Genomic DNA, 18,960 nt, shown 5'->3' on the forward strand with positions numbered 1-18,960 from the left:
TGATGTCCGCGAGCGTGATTACTACACTAGCCAGATACCGTTAACGATATTGCTCCATGTGGTTCATCAGATTCCTTACATCCATCGTGCTGCTTTTCTATATTCAGCCCCCGGCAAGCGCGGCAGATGATTCCACCACTGCAGCGCCCATTACGGTTGAAGCCGTCATTGCGCGCAGTCAGCCACTGGTTGAGGAAGTACCTGTCACCGGTACCATCAATCCCCTGCGCCAGGCTCTGCTCTCCGCGGAAGTTTCCGGGTTGATTCAGGATATTCACGCTGACATCGGTGACCGCGTTGATAAAGGCGATTTGCTACTGAAGCTGGACCCGGAGCTCAGCAGTATCAGCCGCGACGCCGCCCTGGCAGAAGTGGCCCGGGTACGGGAAACCCTTGCAGACAGCCGCCGGCGTCTCGCGGAGCTGCAGAGCCTGCTGGGCGACAATCACGTAGCGGAGACAGAGGTGGAAAATCTCGGTTCCGAAGTGCGCGAGCGCACGGCATTGCTGCAGGCAGCCCAGGTGGAAACCGAGCGCCTGTCCGCCCTGCTTCGGCGACATCAGGTCAATGCGCCCTTCTCCGGCACCGTCAGCTTGCGCGAGGTGGATGTGGGCGAGTGGGTGGAGCCCGGATCGGCCCTGTTCGAACTGGTGGATACCGAATCCCTGCGTGCGGATTTCCAGGTACCCCAACGCTATTTCCCGCGCATTCAGCCAAACACCCGTATCCGGGTAACCATCGACAGTGGCAATGCGATCAATGCCCGAGTGGAACACAAGGTGCCTGTCAGTCGCAGCGGCAGCCGTACCTTCCTGTTGCGCACCATCATCGAGGGCGAAGATAAAAAGCGCGCAGCGTTGATTCCCGGTATGTCCGCCTCTGCCGTACTGCAATTGAAAGGTGACCGGCAAGGTATCGCCGTACCGCGCGACGCCGTACTGCGCTATCCCGACGGACGCATCACCGTGTGGGTCGCAGCCCCCGGCGCTGACTGGAACCAGGCGGTGGAAGTGAACGAGCAACAGGTAACCACCGGGCTCAGCTTCAATGGCATGATTGAAATCCAGTCCGGACTCACCGCGGGTCAACGTGTGATAGTGCGCGGCAATGAGAGCCTGCAGCCGGCGCAGAAAGTCCTTCTCAAACCCACACCAACGGCCACGCGCGCGGGCGACGGCTGATGTTCGAGCAGATCGTTAGGAACGGCATCCTGGTTACGGTGGCAGTGCTGATCATTGCCATCCTCGGCGTGGTGGCGGCCTTCCGCATCCCGGTGCAGATGATTCCCGATCTGGAAGTGCGCACCATTTCCATCCGCACCAGCTGGCCCGGCGCCACACCGCAGGATATCGAGAAAGAAATCCTGATCGAGCAGGAGGAGTACCTGCGCAATATTCCCTATCTGCAGGAGCTGCAGTCAACCGCCGATCTCGGCTCTGCAGAAATCGAACTGGAATTCCCCTTCGGCGTGGATATCCTCGAAACGCAGATCCGCGTCAACAACGCCCTCACCCAGGTGCCCTCCTACCCGGAAAACGTGGATGAGCCGAGGGTGTATGCCACTTCCTTTTCCTCCAACGCCTTCATGTACTACCGCGTGTCCCCACTAGCCGGCAACCCGCGCAACCTGGATATGGACATGTTGCGGGATTATGTGGAGGACAACGTGCGTCCGCGTATGTCCGGTGTGCCCGGCGTGGCCGAGGTGGGTGTGGGCGGAGGGGCCGAGCGCCAGATCCAGATCCGACTGAAACCGGAACTGCTGACCGAACGCAACCTTACCCTGACGGAAGTACGCGCCGTCATTCGCGCACGCAACCGCGATATTTCCGGCGGTGAGGTGGAGAGCGGCAAGCGCCGGTATCTGCTGCGCACCCTGGGGCGCTTCAAGGACCTGGAGGAGCTGCGCGCACTGATCCTGCGCCGCGACGGCGACAGTATCGTGCGTCTCGGCGATGTGGCCGACATCCAGCTGGACCACTTCAAGATCCGCAGCAGCGCCTACGTGAACGGCATGTCGGTCATCTTCCTGTCCATACGCCGGGAGAGCGGCTCCAATGTGATCGACATCAAGCGGGCGATGGAGAAGGAAGTCGAGCAGATCAATCGAGAACTGCTGATTCCCCAGGGTCTGCAGCTTTCGCTCACCGCCGATGACGTGGGCTACGTGGAGTCGTCGGTGTTCAATGTGTGGAAGAACCTGCTGCTGGGGGCGCTACTGGCCACAGCCATCATGTACTGGTTTCTGCGCTCATTGCGCGCAACCGCCCTGGGTGTAGTGGGCATCCCCATCTGTACCATCGCCGCGTTTATCGGCCTGTTGATTGCGGGGCGCACCATCAATGTGATCTCCCTCGCCGGTGTCGCTTTCTCCATTGGCATGACCCTGGATAACAGCATCGTGGTGCTGGAGAGTATCGAGCTGGAACGCCGCCGCGGCCTGGACCGTTTGCAGGCGGCCATCAGCGGGGTGAAAAAGGTATGGCCCGCGGTGCTGGCTTCTACCCTCACCACCGTGATGGTGTTTCTGCCGGTGGTGTTTATTGCCGAAGAGGCCGGGCAGCTCTATTCGGATATCGCCATCGCTATTTCCGCCTCCATTCTGGTGTCGATGCTGGTGGCGATTACCGTGATCCCCACCGCCAGCGCGCGTCTCAGGTTTGACGGCACCAGTGCGGACAACATTGAACACAGCCGACTGCGCCACACGGTCATCAGCCGGATTCAGTGGCTGCTGGCCTCCCCCGTCAGGCGTATTTACTGTATCGCCATCACTGTTATCACTAGCCTCGCCATCGTCCTGCTGTTGACCCCGCCCGCGGAATACCTTCCCGAGGGCGAGGAAGCGAAGACCTTTGCCAGCATGAATGCGCCACCGGGCTACAACCTGGCCACCATGAAGGAGATTGGCCTCGAGCTGCAGGCGTATTTCCTGCCGTTTGTGGACCATGATCCGGCGGCTTTCGACAGCGGGGAAGCGGAAGTGCCGGCAATGAAGTTCTTCATTCTCAGTGTGTCCCCGCAGCGCCTGCGCATCATTGCCGAAACCAAGGACCCGCGGCACATCGACGCGTTGATGCGCGCGATTGTGCGCAAGTACGAGCGCTATCCCGGCATGCGCGCATTTGCCACCCGCGGCTCCATCATCAGCAGCAATGACGGCGGCACCCGCAGCGTCAATCTGGATATTTCCGGGTCGAATCTCGCCGACCTGTACAAGGTTGCCCGCGCCGCTTACAGCCGCGCCCGGGAAATTTTCGACGACCCGAACATCCAGACCCAGCCCACCAGCCTGTCACTGGCGCAGCCATTGCTGGAGGTAAAGCCAAGATGGGAGCGCGCCGAGGAGGTGGGTATGAGTGCGGAGGATATCGGCTTTGCCGTCGCCGCCCTCACCGACGGCGCTTTCGTCAATGAGTTTTTCCTGGATGACGACAAGATCGATATCTACCTCTACAACCAGCAGGGGCCGGAAGCCACCGTGGAGACACTGGAGCAGATCTTTGTCTACACCCCGACCGGTGCAGTGCTGCCGCTGTCAGAGCTGGCGCGTATCGAAGAAACCGTGGACACGGCCACTGTGCGCCGAATCGACGGGCGTCGCACCGTCTCCCTGAATATCATTCCGCCCCGCTCCGTTGCCCTGGAAACCGGGGTGGAAAGGGTGCGCACGGAACTCGTTCAGCACCTGCGGGACACCGGCAAAGTACCACTTGGAGTCTCCATGGACATCTCAGGTGCCGCCGATCAGCTGGACGCCACCCGCGCATCACTGGGCAGCAACTATCTGGTGGCACTCGCCATCATTTACCTGCTGATGGTGGCAATCTTCTCGCACTGGGGATATCCGCTGCTCATCATGACCACCATACCGCTCGGTATTGCCGGCGGTATCGCGGGACTTGCGCTGTTGAATCTCGTGGGGGGAATGTTGCGCGGGCTCGGGTTTGAGGGTATCCACCAGCCCTTCGACATGATCTCCATGCTGGGTTTTCTCATCCTGATGGGTACCGTGGTCAACAACCCGATCCTGATCGTGCACCGGGCGATATCCAACCTGAAGGAGGACGGCATGCCCGCGGTGGAAGCCGTACAGGAAGCGGTGGATTCCCGCTTGCGGCCGATTGCCATTTCAACCATCACCACCATCTGCGGTCTGGCGCCGCTGGTTTTTTTACCGGGAGCCGGCACCGAGCTCTACCGGGGGGTAGGCGTGATTGTGATGGCCGGGATCATCGGTGCAATGCTGGTTACCCTGACCATGCTTCCGGCACTGACGGTATTCGTGCTGGAATGGCACCAGCGACACACAAAATCATCGGTACAGGCGGATAACCCCCCCGGGTCGGTTTAAGCTGTTATGACGCGACTTGTGGAACGGGGACCACTGAAGCTGAACCGCCATGCCTGAGGATATACAGAACCTGTCACAGCTCCTGCAGCAGCTGGCGCGCCTCAGCGAGGGGCGTGATCGAATCTACCTGCGTGAGATCCTGCAGGCGGTGGGCGACCGCTCCTTTGCGCCAATCCTGCTGCTGGTCGGCCTGATCCTCTTCTCTCCCCTATCCGGTATCCCGGGTATCCCTACCGTGATGGGCATTCTGACGCTGCTGGTCTCGGTGCAGATGCTGATGATGCGGCGCCACCTGTGGCTACCTGAGTGGCTGTTAAAGAAATCCTTTGCCGCGCCGAGTTTCCACCGGGCCCTGTACTGGCTGCAACGCCCGGCTGCACTTATCGATCGCTGGCTGCGTCCCCGTCTGCCGGTATTGGTTCAACGCGGGGGAACCTACCTGACAGCAATTCTTTGCACGGCCATCGCAGCAGCTTTGCCCGCCATGGAGATACTGCCCTTCTCCGCCACCATCGCCGGGCTGGCACTCACCGTGTTTGGACTCGCCCTGGTTGCCCAGGACGGGTTGATCGAACTATTCGCCCTTGCCTTGACGGCATTGATTGCCGGGCTCGCCACGCTGGCGTGGATCTGAGCCCCAAAGTCAGTGAGCCACTAACCTCAGGCACCCACGGTGACTTTCTGTTCCGGCACACTGACCAGACGCACATCCCGCTGCGGGAAGGGAATCTCGATACCGTGTTGCTGAAGTGTCTCGAGGATCATCAACAGCAGGTCGCCACCCACCCGGTTGCGTCCGTCATCGATGCCCTCCATCCAGAACTCAACAAACATGTTCACCCCATTGTCGCCAAAACTGTCGATTTCACAGTCGGGGCGCTCTTCAAAAGGAACCTCTTTCCCGCTCAACACCTGGGGATGCTTGGCAACTGTTTCCTTGATGATTTCCACCAGCTCACGGACATCGGTGTTATATCCAACACCAAAGTCCACCCGGTAGCGCTGCTTTTTATTTTTGTGGGTCCAGTTGATGAAAGAGTTGGAGACGAACTTTTCGTTCGGTACCACTATGTCCTTTCCATCATAGGTTTCTAACGTGGTGGAGCGCATATTGAGCTGGGTTACCAACCCCTTCCGGCCATCCTCCATTTCGATATAGTCGCCGACGGATACCGACCGATCGAGGATTATGATGATCCCCGAAATAAAGTTAGAGGCGATTGTCTGCAAGCCAAAACCAATACCCACACCAACTGCGCCACCGAAAACCGCGAGCGCCGTGAGATTGATACCCATCAACTGCAGGATCAGCACCGCAATAATGACGAACAAGCCAATTTCAAACAGCTTGGCAACGACTTCACGGGTGCGGAAATCCAGGGTTTCCTGCTTGCGAATGATGGTCTGCCCGGTTGAATTGGATATTCGGCCCAACCAGAATAACAGCGAGCCGAAGATGGCCGTGCGCGCAATACCGTAGGCTGTCAGGCGAATATTGCCCACCTGAATCGCCATCGAGTCCAGCACCTGCACCACGTCATCCAGGGCGCCGAGTACGTACAGGAACAGTATCGGCATCCCCACCCAGAGAAACAGTTTCGCGACCGTGCTATTGCTGATCACCGTGCGAACGAAGGAATGGAATAACAGGACAAGAGCCACCGCCAGCGCGAACTGCAACAACCAGTTGCCGCCACTGACGAGCGGCACAAACGCCGCAGAAATTTTCAGCAGTAAAATCGCCAGGAGGGGAAACAGCAACTTGCCGCAACGAAACAGCAACAAGCGCAACGGCTGGTTTTCCGGAGAGACCGGTGGGCTGGCCAGCACCGGTAGAAGTTTCAGAATGCGCTGAGACAGAACCCAGGCCAAAAAGTAGACCAGCAGGATAATGACGGCCTGACTGAAAGCTTCCGGGGAAGTGAGTGCAGCCTGCCACTGCTCCCACGCGTTTGCGAAATCGAATTCAGTGTCCATTGCTTATATCCAGATAACTGTCTTTGGATCAGCGTCAGCAAGATGCTCGCCGGCCAGTGTGATCGCGCCGGCCTCATTGGGGCAGACCGACGCTCCGGGTTACTTTGGATATTTAAACATGGGCAGAGCCGCCCTTATACCGAACAGTTGGCGCAAACGATTAGCCACCTAGCCCTCCTCACTACTCCACCGGCTCAATATCGGCTGCAGAATATGCATCAGCGGGCAGATCCGTGATATCTGGCTGACGTCTGCGGCGGGTCTTCGCGGGAACCATACCGCGCATGGCTTCCAGCTTGCCGAAGCACAGCAATTTATCGTAGGGCTCAAGTACTCTCTCTTGCTTGGGGTTTGGAATAATCTTGGCTCCCCGGTACAGCGTCAGCACATTGATATCGTGTTCGTCCAGCTGGGTTTCGGCAATGGTTTTTCCCACAAACTTGGATCCTTCAGGGATATAGATTTCGCTCACGCCGTATCCGCGACTGACCGTCAGCCGCTGGCGCACATCGATCTCGGGAAAGTCCACCTGGGCGGCAATATATTCGATAACCGCACCCGCCACATCGAGGCCGGTGCAGGTTTCAATGCCCTCGAGCCCCGGCGAAGAGTTCACCTCGAGTATCTGCGGTCCGCGACTTCCCTCCAGCATATCGACCCCGGCCACCTGCAATCCCATGATCTGGGTGGCACGCACGGCGGTATCGATATACTCCTGGGGCAAATCCACGGGCTCTGCGATACCGCCACGGTGGACATTACTGCGGAATTCCTGGCCCTGGGCCACCCTGCGCATTGCCGCCACTACGCGATCACCGACCACAAACGCACGGATATCCTTGCCCTTGCTCTCGGCAACGAATTTCTGGATCAGCACATTTTGTTTCTGGGCCTGAAGCAGCTCAATGATGGCTTCCGCCTGCTTGACCGTATCCGCCAACAGGACACCGATACCCTGGGTGCCTTCGATCAACTTGATCACAACCGGCGCCCCACCGACCCGCTCGATAGCAGGCAGCACGTCTTTCTTGTTGTGAACGAAGGTGGTCCGGGGAATACCGATGTGATGCCGACTGAGAAGTTGCAAGCTGCGCAGCTTGTCTCGGGAGTTGTTGATACCGTGGGCGGTATTTGCGCAAAAGACGTCCATTTCCTGAAACTGGCGGACGACGGCAGTACCGTAATAAGTAATGGAGGCACCAATGCGAGGCAGTACCGCATCGAAATCGGCAATCTGCTTTTGCCGATAGTAAAGATCCGGCGCACCGCGCTCCAGATCGATTGCAAATTTGATGGTATCCAGCACGCTGACATCGTGACCGCGGTTGACCGCGGCTTCCTTCAAACGACGGGTGCTATAGCAGGTTGGTCCTCGGGACAGGATGGCGAGTTTCATAGTGCTTTCCTTGGCCACATAGCGAGTAACGTGCGGTGATTTCTCGACGAGAGCAAGTAGGCCAGATTTTTTTGATTTAAATTTGCCGGGAGGTTCGTGCAGCACCTCGGCGATTGCAGTTATTTATGATTTTTATCTTACGGGACTCGTCCAGCGAGCAGCCACGTCTGACAAGGGTAGACCAATAGGCGCCGAACACCAAAGCGGGCAACGGGTGCATGGATATCCGGCCCGGCCTCTTCGCGCTGGGCATCAGTACCCGATTCCCCTAATCGCACCCACCTCAACTCAACCGACCCGATCCGACCGCGCCGAACAGGCTATCTAAGCGGCCTCCGTGATAGCAAAAACCAATCACAGCCATTTAAATCAATAATTTTTATTAAATATGGCAAGCCAATAGTATTTACCCCGTACCCGATAACCAACGCCCCAAAACACGGGGCAAAATTTCTCTCAGGAGATAAGGAAATACCATGGCTAACTACATCAACAGCGAAATCAAACCGTTCAACGCCAAGGCCTACCAGTCTGGTGATTTCTTCGACGTATCCGATGCGGACCTGAAAGGTAAGTGGTCTGTGGTCTTCTTCTACCCGGCGGACTTCACCTTCGTGTGCCCGACCGAGCTGGGCGACCTGGCCGACAACTACGCCGAGTTCCAGAAGCTGGGTGTTGAGATCTACTCCGTCTCTACCGACACCCACTTCACTCACAAGGCCTGGCACGACACTTCCGAGACCATCGGCAAGATCCAGTTCCCGATGATCGGCGACCCCACCGGCACCATCACCCGCAACTTCGGTGTGATGATTGAGGAAGAAGGCATCGCGGACCGCGGCACCTTCGTGATCGACCCGGAAGGCAAGATCCAGATCGTTGAAATCAACGCTGGCGGTATCGGCCGCGACGCCCAGGACCTGCTGCGCAAGATCAAGGCGGCCCAGTACGTTGCCGCCCACCCGGGTGAAGTGTGCCCGGCTAAGTGGAAGGAAGGTGAAGAAACCCTCGCGCCTTCTCTGGACCTCGTCGGCAAGATCTAAGAGCTAGTACTTCCCGACTAGATCAGAGCACTGAGCTAGCCGGGAAGGTGCTGATGACAGGGGCAGCCTTGCGAAACCTTCCGCGAGAGGGACCTCGCGGAAGAGCCCCCATGGATGGGTTCACGGCGTGTTTTGCAAGGCTGCACCTGTCAGCAGCACCGCCACAGGACTAGACAAAGAACCACAAACTACCGAATACCAGGACACACCGATGTTGGACGCAAACGTAAAGAAACAATTGGACACCTATCTGCAGAATATCGTCACTCCGATCGAGATCAGTGTGTCCGCCGACAGCAGCCCCAAAGCTGTTGAACTAAGCAACCTCGCGAGCGAAATTGCCGGCCTCTCCAGCAAGATCGAAATGAAGCAGGAGAACCGCAAGCGCACCCCGAGCATGGCCATTGCGCCAGCCGGAGAAACCCCGCGTGTAAGCTTCGCCGGCATTCCCATGGGACATGAATTCACCTCCCTGGTCCTTGCCTTACTGCAAGCCGGCGGCCACCCATCCAAGGCGGACCCGGAGCTGCAGGAGCAGATCCGCAATATCCAGGGTGAATTCCACTTTGAAACCTATATCTCGCTGTCCTGCCAGAACTGCCCGGACGTGGTGCAGGCGCTGAACCTGATGGCGAAACTGAACCCGAGCATCACCCACGAGATGATCGACGGTGCCCTGTTCCAGGAAGAAGTCGACGAGCGCCAGATCATGGCGGTACCGGCGGTCTACCTGAACGGCGAGCATTTCGGCCAGGGCCGCATGAGCCTGGAAGAAATCGTGGCCAAGATCGACACCGGCGCCGAAGCGCGCAAGGCGGAAGAATTGAACGAGCGCGAGCCCTACGACGTGCTGGTACTGGGCGGGGGCCCGGCCGGTGCGGCAGCAGCGATCTACGCGGCCCGCAAGGGCATCCGCACCGGTCTGGTGGCGGAACGCTTCGGTGGTCAGGTAATGGATACCGTGGGTATCGAGAACTTTATCTCTGTCCCATATACCGAAGGCCCCAAACTGGCGGCAAGCCTCGAACAGCACGTGAAAGAGTACGGTGTCGACATCATCACCGGGCAACGCGCTGCAGAGCTGAAACGCGACAAAATGATCGAGCTGCAAATGGAGAGCGGCGCCACCCTGGCAAGCAAATCCGTGGTGCTCGCCACCGGCGCACGCTGGCGCGAACTGGGTGTTCCCGGCGAGGCTGAATACCGCACCAAAGGTGTGGCCTACTGCCCGCACTGCGATGGCCCCTTCTTCAAGGGCAAGCACGTGGCCGTGATCGGCGGTGGCAACTCCGGTATCGAAGCCGCCATCGACCTGGCGGGCATCGTAAAGCACGTTACCGTGCTGGAGTTCGCAGATACCCTGCGCGCGGATGAGGTGCTGGTTCGCAAGGCGCGCTCTATGGCCAATATCGACATCATCACCAATGCGCAGACCACCGAGGTGCTCGGCGATGGCAGCAAGGTCAATGGCCTGCAGTACACCGACCGTGTCAGCGGCGCAAGCAAGCAACTCGATCTGGCGGGCGTTTTCGTGCAGATCGGGCTGGTGCCGAATACCGAGTTCCTGAAGGGCAGCGGCCTGGAAATGAACCGTATGGGCGAGATCGTGATCGACAGTCGCGGCGCCACCTCCATCCCTGGAGTGTTCGCCGCCGGTGACGCCACTACCGTGCCCTACAAGCAGATCGTGATCTCCATGGGTGCCGGCGCCACCGCCGCGCTGGGTGCCTTTGATCACCTGATCCGCACTTCGGTCAGCGACGAGCCGGCAGAAACCCTGTCGATGGCCAGTTGATCGCAATACAAGACCCAAACCCGGATGCCGGTTTCCCAGCGGCATCCGGTCCTCCCCGGCGGATACCCCAACCGCCACCACTGGGAAACATCCTCAATGATTGCAGCCGGCGCCAGCCGGCTTTTTTTTGTGTATTTCCCTGCCCGACGCCCCACCCGAGGTGGCGCCTAAATTCGTCTACGCTTTCTATAACTAACTTCTCTACGAACACCTTCGCCGACCGTTTTCGGCTAGAAAGCGAACGAGAAAGGGAATGCTCATGCAGATTCTTAGGCAAAGTGCATCCGCCGGTTTCACTTTCATGCTCCTGGGCGCCGTCCTCAGCGGACTCTGCCTGCCCGGTTGTAGCAATGACAACGGGGACAAAGCGGATTCCCAGCAAAGTCAGGGTGTGACCTCGGCGCCACAAGACGCGGACGCCGCAGGTACCGACGATCAGACCGATTCCGGCCGCGCAGGTGTGGCAATGAGCGATGAATTGCTGGAAGACCTGGTTACCCGGTCATACCAGTATGTGACGATGTACAACGTCAATAACAAGTTCGCCGCCACCATTGGCGGGTGGAATGCCTGCGATGCAGATACCGAACTCAAGGACCATACAACGCGCGAAATTGCTCGGCCCAACAATGACACTTTGTATATCAGTTGCCTGCTGGACCTGCGCACTGAACCCGTCATTCTCAGGATCCCTGCATTTGATACCGACTACGCGTCCCTGATGATCACCGCCTACGATCACTATGTGAACGTTCCGCTGTCCACCCGCATCGGCGACTTCGAGAAACCGCTGACCCTGCTCATCTACAGCGAGCGCACGCAAAACTATGATGGCGAGCCGGTGGAGGGGGTCGATAAGGTGTTTGAAGCCAGCGGCGACTTTGTCTCTGCGGTATTTCGCGTGATGCCCCACAGCCAGGTCAAAGACCGCTTTGCCAAGATCATCGAGCAGATGAAAAGCGTAACGCCGGTAACGCTCAGCACATTTATCGGCAAGCCGGCACTTCCCGCGGAGCCCGTTGACTTTCCGGCTGTCGGTGAAACCGATGTCGCAGTGTTCGGCGACAATCTGTTTGAAGTGATGCAGTTTGTGTTCAATCACACCACTTTCTCTCAGGACAACCCCGAGGACCAGTCCATATTGGCGCTGTACAAACACTTCGGTATTGAACCTGGGAACACCTTCGATGCCGATAAAGTCCCCAATGTCGATAAGCGTCGCATCCGGGATATAGCAGAACGCATCCAAAAAGAAACGCTTGTCTCAAGTGCAGATGAAGAAAAAATGGCCGGATTGCAGCCCAAAATGTTCCAGCCCAAAGGCCAGACTGATCTGGAAACTCTGTTGACGGTGTCGGTATTTGGTCCTATCGGCCTGCCCATGGAAGAAGCGGTCTACCCAAGCGTCAGCACTGCGGATGGCGAACCGATGAATGCCATGCACAATTATGTGCTGCACATGTCTGCAGATGAACTGCCTCCAGCAGGTGCCTTCTGGTCACTGACCCTGTACGACCTGAAGAACGGCTTCTTCATTCCCAACGAGCGAAAGAAGTACAGCGTCGGCGAAAATGCGGGGATGAAGCTGAATGATGACGGCGGCATCTCAATTTATATCGCCAAGGAGAAGCCGGACGGCGTGCCGGAAGAAAACTGGCTGCCGATCGAGCGCAAGGACCTCGACCTGAGCCTCACCATGCGGGTCTACGTACCGGACCTGGAAAAGCTCCCCGGCTGGTCTCCCCCGAAGGTAGAACGGGTTGCCGAGTAAAAAGACTCCAAATCCAGATCCAACGTAAAAGTGCGCACACTTTTACGTTGCTTTTTTACTTTACTGTTTTTACTTATCTTTACTGGTACCGCGGCCTGCCGCCTGATAATGTTTCCTATCTGAAACTGACAAGTCAAATTTGGTCAATAAATATCCGCGACCAGCTTTGACGATCAATCCAAATCCGGTTGAAACAGGAGAATCACCCTATGTCGCTCAAGTCCCTTGCGCTGCTGTCCCTACTGGCGCTGCCAGTTACTGCCCTGGCCGACTGGCAACTGGCCGGAGAAGACTCCAGTGTCAATTTTGTTTCCGTCAAGAAATCGACTATTGCGGAAACCCACCACTTTAAAAGCCTGAGCGGCACCATTGCCGATGACGGCAAAGCCAGCCTGACCATCGACCTGGCGAGCGTGGAAACCAATATCCCGATTCGCAACGAGCGCATGCAAAAATTGCTGTTCAATACCGCGCAATTTGCCAAGGCGACCGTTTCCGCACAGGTAGATACGGAGAAGCTGAGTGCCATGAAAGCCGGCCAAACCCAGACCGTATCCGCGGACGTCACCGTTGATATTCACGGTTCGCAACAGACTGAAAAGGCCCAGCTGCAGGTTACGGCGCTGGACGACAATCGCCTGCTGATCACCTCCACTGCACCGATTATGGTCAATGCCGGCAACTACAAGCTGCTCGAAGGTATCGAAAAACTGCGCGAAGTCGCCGGTCTGGACAGTATCAGCCCGATGGTGCCGGTTTCCGTCAGTCTGGTGTTTACCAAGCAGTAAGCAACCTGATTACTGACCAGAGTCCAGTTACTTCGCAGAAATGCCTTAGAGTCAGAGTCCATGCCCACAGTACATCATGACGGTCGCGACATTTACTACGAGTGCACCGGCAACGGCCCGGTTGTGGTGCTGCTGCACAGCTTTCTCTGCGATGGGGAAATGTGGAACCAGCAGCTTACCGCGCTGGCCGAGAAGTACCGGGTCATCAACGTAGACTTGCGTGGCCATGGGAAATCCGGTGTCGCGGATACGCCACTGGATATTTACGCGATGACAGGTGATGTTATCGCGGTGCTGGATAAAGAGCAGGTCACCAGCGCAACCTGGGCTGGGCTCTCGATTGGCGGCATGATCGCATTGCGTGCGGCCCTCACCCACCCCGACCGGGTGAGTGGCCTGATATTGCTGGACACCCACGCGGGTACCGAAACCCGCTTCAAGATCTTCAAGTACAAGACCATGGTGGCGATCGCCAAACTACTGGGTATCTCACCGCTGTTGCCCACGGTGGCCAAGTTGATGTTTGGCAAAGATACCCTGGAAACCCAACCGGGGTTGGTCGAATACTGGAAGAAAAAGTTCGCCGCCATGTCGCTGGTGTCGATCGAAAACGTGGCCAATGCCCTGTGTGCTCGGGATTCACTGAATCACCGCCTGTCTTCCATCACCCAGCCCGCGCTGGTACTGGTGGGCCATGACGATATCTCGTTGCCACCCGCCTGCTCTGAAGCACTGGCAGCCCGTCTGCCTCATGCCCAGATCAATATCATTCCTCGCGCCGGCCATCTCTCCACGCTGGAGCAGCCGCAAGCCGTTAACCGGGTCATGCTCGACTACCTGGCGGCCTACGCCCCGCGGGAAGACTCGGTAACCGCCTAGCCGGCACAGAGCGGGGCCCATCCCCCCCTAACCTGCCCGGCTCTTTCTCATCCCTTCCTGCAGGACAGAGCACGGCCAGCTGGTCGTGTACACTGCGGCGCGCTATACCTGAGACGCAACAAGGCTTGGCCAAGGACCTACGAGTTCCGTTAAAATGCCGCCAGTTATCCATTATCCGCTGAGACAGGTTCCCCCCATGGCTTCACTTCAGGACCAACTGCTTAAGGCCGGACTGGTCGACAAAAAGACGGCCAAGCAGATTGGCAAGGAAAAACGCAAACAGAGCAAAGTGGCCAAGAAGTCTGGTGAAGTCCAGGTGGATGCGGCCAAACAGGCCGCAGTGGCCGCTCGCGCAGCCAAGGTTACCCGGGACCGGGAACTGAATGCCCAGCGCGAAGCCGCTGCCCGGCAGAAGGCGATTGCCGCCCAGATCAAACAGCTGATCGAGCGCAACAAGCAATCCAAGGGCCCCAAAGGCCAGGACGATATCGCCTATCACTTCACTTTCGAGAAGAAGGTGAAAAAGATCTTTGTCTCCAGCGCGGTACAGGAACACCTCACCGCGGGCCGCCTGTTGATCGTCGGAGAGGGAGACCATTTCGAGCTGGTTCCGCGAGTCGTTGCGGACAAGATCGCCGAGCGCAACCCGGCCATGGTTGTGCAACCGCCGGAGAACAATACCGCGGTGGATGAAGACGATCCCTATGCGGACTACGAAATCCCCGATGACCTGATGTGGTAAGCGCGCAGAAATTCGATGACCGACAGTGATCCGGTAATTGCCCAGGTTGAGCGATGGCTGCAGGATGTGGTGGTCGGGCTCAATCTTTGCCCCTTCGCACGCAAACCCCTGCGCGCGGGACAAATCCGCTTTGTGGTGAGCGACGCTACCAGCGATGAGGTACTGCTAGAGGAACTGCAGGATGAGTTTCAGGTGCTGGATCGAACTTCCATGGAGGAAGTGGAAACCAGCCTGTTGATCCTCCCCACCCACCTGCAGGACTTCCACGATTACAACTACTTTCTCGAAGAGGCGGAATGGGTGCTGAAACGCCAGGGTTATGAAGGTATCTACCAGATTGCCAGCTTCCACCCCCACTACCAGTTCGCGGATACGGCACCCGAGGATACGGAAAACCTCACCAACCGCGCCCCCTACCCCATCCTGCACTTGCTGCGCGAAGAGAGCCTGGAGCGCGGCCTGAGAAACTACCCGGACCCGGACAGTATTCCGCGCAATAACATCCTGCGGGTAGAGTCACTCAGTGACGAGGAAAAGAAAGCACTTTTTCCCTATCTGTTTACCTGACCTGCTTACCTGACCTGTTTACCTGATATTCAAGATATACGTATCGGGTGCGTTTCTAACAGCCATCCAGGTTGTCACGCAAGGTGGTAAACGCCTGGAACTGGGTGAAAAAGATCTTTCCCGAAAGCATGTCCAGAAAGCCGCTCTTCGACAGCGAATCCATGACCGGCCCCTTGACTTCGGACAGATGGAAACAGATCCCGGAAGCGCGCAGCTGCTCGTTGATAGATTCCAGCGTTTCCAGGGCACTCCAGTCAATTTCATTGATGGCGCTACACATCAGGATCACATGCTTGACTTCGGGCGTTGTAGCGATGTCTCCGTAAATCCGCTCCTCGAGAAACGCCGCGTTGGAAAACATCAGGCTTTCATCCACACGTATTGTCAGAATCTGCGGCAGTGTGCGCACCTGGTGACGCTGGATATTGCGGAAATGCTCTGTGCCCTCCACTAGCCCAACTTCCGCAATATGCGGTTTGGACGTCCGGTACAGGAATAGCACGATGGATGCCAGCACCCCGCAGGACACGCCCATTTCGACCCCAAACAGCAGGGTCACAACAATCGTCACCAGTACGGCAAAGAAATCGCTGGGCGAGTAACGCCAGGTTTTTCGCAGAATGGAAAAATCCACCAGCGAAAGTACCGCAACAATGATCGTCGCCGCCAGTGTGGCCTTGGGCAGGTAATACAGAAACGGGGTGAGGAACATTGCTGCAAGGGCAATACCAAGTGCAGTAAACACACTGGCAAGCTGGGTCTCTGCGCCCGCATCAAAGTTTACTACCGAGCGGGAGAAACCGCCGGTTACCGGAAAGCCGCCGGAAAAACCCGAGGCCATATTGGCAGCCCCCAGCCCGATCAGCTCCTGGTTCATATCTATTTTCTGGCGACGTTTGGCCGCCAGGGTCTTGCCGACAGAGATCGATTCCACATAGCCAATAATGGAAATCATGATCGCCGGCACCAGCAATTGCTGCACCAGATCCAGAGAGAAATTCGGCCACATAAGCTGCGGCAGGCCGCTGGGAATTTCACCCACCAGCTTGACGCCCTTCCCCTCCAGGTCAAACCCGCTTGCGAGAAAAATGGTCGCGAGTACACCGACCACAGGCGCGGCCTTCACGATTAAGCCCGCGGTATTTTTTGACAGCGAGAGGCGCTGCAGAACACGCACTGCACTGCCCCGCGACCAGATCAGGAAGAGAACGACACCGGCACCCAGTGCAAGCGAATACAGATTGATCTGCCCGATACCGGCGAACATGGAATGTGCGAGTTCGGGCAGGTTATCCCCGTGCGCGGTGACGCCCATCAGATGTTTCAGCTGACTGAACGCAATCAGAATACCGGACGCAGTAATAAACCCGGAAATAACCGGATGGGAAAGAAAGTTGGCGAGAAACCCGAGGCGTAATATACCCAGCAGAAACAGGAACAGCCCCGATAGCAGCGCCAGCAGCATCGCCGCCAGCAGGTAGTCAGCGGTGTTCTGGGCCGCGACCTGTCCGAGTGCTGCCGCGCTCATCAGCGAGGCGACTGCCACCGGCCCCACCGACAGGGTTCTGCTACTGCCGAACAGCGCATAGGCGATCAGCGGTGTGATACTCGCGTAAAGGCCCACTTCCGCCGGCAATCCGGCCAGCAGTGCATAGGCCAGAGACTGCGGAATCAGCATGATGGTGACGATGACCGCCGCCAGCAGATCCTTTTGCAGGGTACTCAGGGAGTAACCCGGGAGCCAGGCAGCGGCGGGGAGAAAGCGGACCAGGGAGCGGCCCGCATCCCTACTGAGGAGTTCTTTCACACACAGAGCTCCTAATAGCTCACCAGTACGCCACTGATATCAAATCCGGCCTGCTGTGCGGCCTGGTGAAGTTCCTTTCTATCGGCACCACCCAGGCAGCGCGCCCCCGCCCAAAGGTTACAGGAGCGGTTTCCGGTACGGCAGAATGCGTGCACCTTTTTGCCGCTATCGAGTAATTCCGCAAAAGCCAGGCAATGCTGTGGCTGCATCTGACCGCGGGAAAATGGAATTGCCACAAAGGTCATTCCGCCCGCTTGTGCGGCCTTCTCGAGTTCGGCAAACGTCGGCTGCCCTTCCGCTTCCTGTTCCGGGCGGTTGCATACGACGACTTCGATACCTTGTTGGCCCAGGGCAGTAATCTGATCCAGTGTCGGCTCCGCGGATACGGACACCTGGGAATCCAGTTGCTTGCTATCCATCACTTACTCCAACTAATTTTTCCGCTGTGAAATATCTCTCGGTGGCATTGCCCTTGTGTAATACCCCGATCACAGCTTGTTGATCGGTACCTTGAGATACACGGTGCCATTGTCTTCTGCCGGCGGCATCTGGCCAGCGCGGATGTTCACCTGGATAGACGGCAAAATGAGTCGCGGCATGTCCAGGGTGGCATCGCGCTCTGTGCGCATTTTTACAAACTCATCCTCACTCACACCTTCGTGCAAATGGATGTTGCTGCGCTTCTGCTCACCAACGGTGGTTTCACACTGGTGCTCGCGGCTGCCATTTGGCGGGTAGTCGTGACACATGAACATGCGGGTTTCGGCGGGCATGGACAGCAACTTCTGCACGGACTGATACAGCGCGCGGGCATCGCCACCGGGGAAGTCGCAGCGCGCGCTGCCCACATCCGGCAGGAACAGGGTATCGCCCACAAACAGCGCATCACCGATTAGCCACGCCATATCCGCCGGGGTGTGCCCGGGCACATAGATAACCCGCCCTTCCAGGGCGCCGATCTTGAAGGTGTCGCCGTCGTGAAACAGGTGATCAAACTGCGAGCCGTCCACCAGAAACTCTTTTTCCAGGTTGAACACGTCGCGAAAAATGCCCTGAACCTGACGAATGTGGTCGCCAATGGCGATCTTGCCGCCGAGCTGCTCACGCACAAACGGCGCTGCCGACAGGTGATCCGCATGGGCGTGGGTTTCCAGTACCCACTCGACCGTGAGGTCGTTCTCCCGCACGAACTGCACGATCTTTTCCGCGCCTTCTGTGCTGGTGCGGCCCGAGGCCTGGTCAAAGTCGAGAACCGCATCGATCACCGCCGCGGAACCGCCTGCGCGATCGTAAACCACATAGCTCCAGGTCTCCGTGGCGGTGTCCAGAAACGGTTGAACAAGTGGGTGACGATCGGCTTCAGTCATAGTCTGCATCCTGGGTACCCCTTCAACAGGCCGCGTTCGGGCCATATAGAACAAATGGGAATATTTAAATAACCAGAACAAATATACTTGTGAACGATATACATTTCAATATAATGTTTTCAACTTAACTGTTCTGCAGGACTTCCTATGCCAGCCATGCCTGACAACGGCGACATCCAGCTAGACAAGATGCGGGCAGCGGCCGGGGAGGCCTCCCTGCTGCTGCGTTCGCTGGGCAATCAGGATCGCTTGCTACTTCTCTGCCAGCTGTGCGAGGAAGAGCTGTGTGTAGGCGACCTGGAGGAGCGACTGGATATCCGCCAGCCCAGCCTTTCGCAACAACTGGGTGTGTTGCGCCGGGAGGGCCTGGTGACCACCCGCAGGGAAGGCAAACGGGTGTATTACCGTGTCGCTGACCCGAAGGTTCTCACCCTGCTACAAACTTTGTATCAACTGTATTGCGCGGAGTAACTC

At 57.6% G+C, this 18,960-nt stretch carries 16 protein-coding genes and 1 pseudogene; 11 read left to right on the forward strand and 6 right to left on the reverse strand.

From position 1 onward, the window contains the following. The first annotated feature begins 56 nt into the window (after positions 1 to 56). The 3 genes from ACONT6_RS09785 to ACONT6_RS09795 are packed head-to-tail and all read left to right on the forward strand — an operon-like array spanning position 57 to position 4,988. Positions 57 to 1,181: an efflux RND transporter periplasmic adaptor subunit gene (locus ACONT6_RS09785; RefSeq protein ID WP_428818359.1), complete on the forward strand. Its 1,125-nt coding sequence runs from the start codon at positions 57 to 59 to the stop codon at positions 1,179 to 1,181. Further along, positions 1,181 to 4,354, forward strand: a complete 3,174-nt coding sequence (locus tag ACONT6_RS09790) for an efflux RND transporter permease subunit (RefSeq protein WP_428818360.1) — start codon at positions 1,181 to 1,183, stop codon at positions 4,352 to 4,354. Before ACONT6_RS09785 ends, ACONT6_RS09790 begins: the two co-directional genes overlap by 1 nt. A 49-nt stretch (positions 4,355 to 4,403) precedes the next feature. Next, entirely contained in the window at positions 4,404 to 4,988 is a 585-nt protein-coding gene (locus tag ACONT6_RS09795; RefSeq protein WP_428818361.1) for an exopolysaccharide biosynthesis protein, read from the forward strand. A gap of 26 nt (positions 4,989 to 5,014) precedes the next feature. Here the strand turns inward: ACONT6_RS09795 and ACONT6_RS09800 are convergent, their stop codons facing one another. From ACONT6_RS09800 to rimK, 3 genes and pseudogenes are all read right to left on the reverse strand, one after another. Beyond that, a complete protein-coding gene (locus ACONT6_RS09800) occupies positions 5,015 to 6,331 on the reverse strand; it encodes a mechanosensitive ion channel family protein (protein ID WP_428818362.1) in 1,317 nt (438 codons plus the stop codon). 181 nt (positions 6,332 to 6,512) lie between these two features. After that, positions 6,513 to 6,803: a cation:proton antiporter regulatory subunit gene (locus ACONT6_RS09805; RefSeq protein WP_428821502.1), complete on the reverse strand. Its 291-nt coding sequence runs from the start codon at positions 6,801 to 6,803 to the stop codon at positions 6,513 to 6,515. Next, positions 6,804 to 7,727, reverse strand: a pseudogene (gene rimK / locus ACONT6_RS09810) (30S ribosomal protein S6--L-glutamate ligase); the annotation flags it as partial. It abuts the gene before it with no gap. A 476-nt stretch (positions 7,728 to 8,203) separates the two neighbouring features. Here rimK and ahpC point away from each other — a divergent pair. The 7 genes from ahpC (at position 8,204) to ACONT6_RS09845 (ending at position 15,312) form a co-directional block, all read left to right on the forward strand. After that, on the forward strand, positions 8,204 to 8,770 hold the full coding sequence (gene ahpC / locus ACONT6_RS09815; RefSeq protein ID WP_428818363.1) for an alkyl hydroperoxide reductase subunit C: 567 nt from the start codon (positions 8,204 to 8,206) through the stop codon (positions 8,768 to 8,770). A gap of 211 nt (positions 8,771 to 8,981) precedes the next feature. Beyond that, a complete protein-coding gene (ahpF, locus tag ACONT6_RS09820) occupies positions 8,982 to 10,565 on the forward strand; it encodes an alkyl hydroperoxide reductase subunit F (RefSeq protein ID WP_428818364.1) in 1,584 nt (527 codons plus the stop codon). A gap of 259 nt (positions 10,566 to 10,824) precedes the next feature. After that, a complete protein-coding gene (locus ACONT6_RS09825) occupies positions 10,825 to 12,336 on the forward strand; it encodes a DUF1214 domain-containing protein (protein ID WP_428818365.1) in 1,512 nt (503 codons plus the stop codon). Between the two features lie 209 nt (positions 12,337 to 12,545). Next, positions 12,546 to 13,124 carry a YceI family protein gene (locus ACONT6_RS09830; RefSeq protein WP_428818366.1) on the forward strand — a complete coding sequence of 193 codons (579 nt, stop codon included), beginning with the start codon at positions 12,546 to 12,548 and terminating at the stop codon, positions 13,122 to 13,124. Between the two features lie 60 nt (positions 13,125 to 13,184). Next, positions 13,185 to 14,003: an alpha/beta fold hydrolase gene (locus ACONT6_RS09835; protein ID WP_428818367.1), complete on the forward strand. Its 819-nt coding sequence runs from the start codon at positions 13,185 to 13,187 to the stop codon at positions 14,001 to 14,003. 196 nt (positions 14,004 to 14,199) lie between these two features. Beyond that, positions 14,200 to 14,745, forward strand: a complete 546-nt coding sequence (locus ACONT6_RS09840; RefSeq protein WP_428818368.1) for a DUF2058 domain-containing protein — start codon at positions 14,200 to 14,202, stop codon at positions 14,743 to 14,745. Positions 14,746 to 14,760: 15 nt separating this feature from the next. Continuing rightward, positions 14,761 to 15,312, forward strand: a complete 552-nt coding sequence (locus ACONT6_RS09845; RefSeq protein ID WP_428818369.1) for a DUF1415 domain-containing protein — start codon at positions 14,761 to 14,763, stop codon at positions 15,310 to 15,312. Between the two features lie 55 nt (positions 15,313 to 15,367). Here ACONT6_RS09845 and ACONT6_RS09850 read toward each other — a convergent pair whose 3' ends face one another. The 3 genes from ACONT6_RS09850 to ACONT6_RS09860 form a co-directional block, all read right to left on the reverse strand. Then, entirely contained in the window at positions 15,368 to 17,119 is a 1,752-nt protein-coding gene (locus ACONT6_RS09850; RefSeq protein ID WP_428818370.1) for a SulP family inorganic anion transporter, read from the reverse strand. A gap of 11 nt (positions 17,120 to 17,130) precedes the next feature. After that, complete coding sequence (locus tag ACONT6_RS09855; protein ID WP_428818371.1) at positions 17,131 to 17,538, reverse strand: TIGR01244 family sulfur transferase; 408 nt, start codon at positions 17,536 to 17,538, stop codon at positions 17,131 to 17,133. A 69-nt stretch (positions 17,539 to 17,607) separates the two neighbouring features. Next, positions 17,608 to 18,486, reverse strand: a complete 879-nt coding sequence (locus tag ACONT6_RS09860) for an MBL fold metallo-hydrolase (protein ID WP_428818372.1) — start codon at positions 18,484 to 18,486, stop codon at positions 17,608 to 17,610. Positions 18,487 to 18,633: 147 nt separating this feature from the next. Between ACONT6_RS09860 and ACONT6_RS09865 the strand changes: the two genes are divergently transcribed. Next, positions 18,634 to 18,957, forward strand: coding sequence for an ArsR/SmtB family transcription factor (locus ACONT6_RS09865; protein WP_255463319.1), 324 nt, complete (start codon positions 18,634 to 18,636; stop codon positions 18,955 to 18,957). The last annotated feature ends 3 nt before the right edge of the window (positions 18,958 to 18,960 follow it).

The organism is Microbulbifer sp. MCCC 1A16149 (assembly GCF_050368945.1).
In the GTDB taxonomy this organism is placed as follows: Bacteria; Pseudomonadota; Gammaproteobacteria; order Pseudomonadales; family Cellvibrionaceae; genus Microbulbifer.

What these genes read in the sequence shown, in the direction of transcription:
- ACONT6_RS09865 (WP_255463319.1), top strand. Translation starts at nt 18,634, where the DNA reads ATGCCAGCCATGCCTGACAACGGCGACATCCAGCTAGACAAGATGCGG.
- ACONT6_RS09790 (WP_428818360.1), top strand. Translation starts at nt 1,181, where the DNA reads ATGTTCGAGCAGATCGTTAGGAACGGCATCCTGGTTACGGTGGCAGTG.
- ACONT6_RS09800 (WP_428818362.1), bottom strand. Translation starts at nt 6,331, where the DNA reads ATGGACACTGAATTCGATTTCGCAAACGCGTGGGAGCAGTGGCAGGCT.
- ACONT6_RS09860 (WP_428818372.1), bottom strand. Translation starts at nt 18,486, where the DNA reads ATGACTGAAGCCGATCGTCACCCACTTGTTCAACCGTTTCTGGACACC.
- ACONT6_RS09830 (WP_428818366.1), top strand. Translation starts at nt 12,546, where the DNA reads ATGTCGCTCAAGTCCCTTGCGCTGCTGTCCCTACTGGCGCTGCCAGTT.
- ACONT6_RS09840 (WP_428818368.1), top strand. Translation starts at nt 14,200, where the DNA reads ATGGCTTCACTTCAGGACCAACTGCTTAAGGCCGGACTGGTCGACAAA.
- ACONT6_RS09845 (WP_428818369.1), top strand. Translation starts at nt 14,761, where the DNA reads ATGACCGACAGTGATCCGGTAATTGCCCAGGTTGAGCGATGGCTGCAG.
- ACONT6_RS09855 (WP_428818371.1), bottom strand. Translation starts at nt 17,538, where the DNA reads ATGGATAGCAAGCAACTGGATTCCCAGGTGTCCGTATCCGCGGAGCCG.
- ahpF (WP_428818364.1), top strand. Translation starts at nt 8,982, where the DNA reads ATGTTGGACGCAAACGTAAAGAAACAATTGGACACCTATCTGCAGAAT.
- ahpC (WP_428818363.1), top strand. Translation starts at nt 8,204, where the DNA reads ATGGCTAACTACATCAACAGCGAAATCAAACCGTTCAACGCCAAGGCC.
- ACONT6_RS09835 (WP_428818367.1), top strand. Translation starts at nt 13,185, where the DNA reads ATGCCCACAGTACATCATGACGGTCGCGACATTTACTACGAGTGCACC.
- ACONT6_RS09825 (WP_428818365.1), top strand. Translation starts at nt 10,825, where the DNA reads ATGCAGATTCTTAGGCAAAGTGCATCCGCCGGTTTCACTTTCATGCTC.
- ACONT6_RS09795 (WP_428818361.1), top strand. Translation starts at nt 4,404, where the DNA reads ATGCCTGAGGATATACAGAACCTGTCACAGCTCCTGCAGCAGCTGGCG.
- ACONT6_RS09785 (WP_428818359.1), top strand. Translation starts at nt 57, where the DNA reads ATGTGGTTCATCAGATTCCTTACATCCATCGTGCTGCTTTTCTATATT.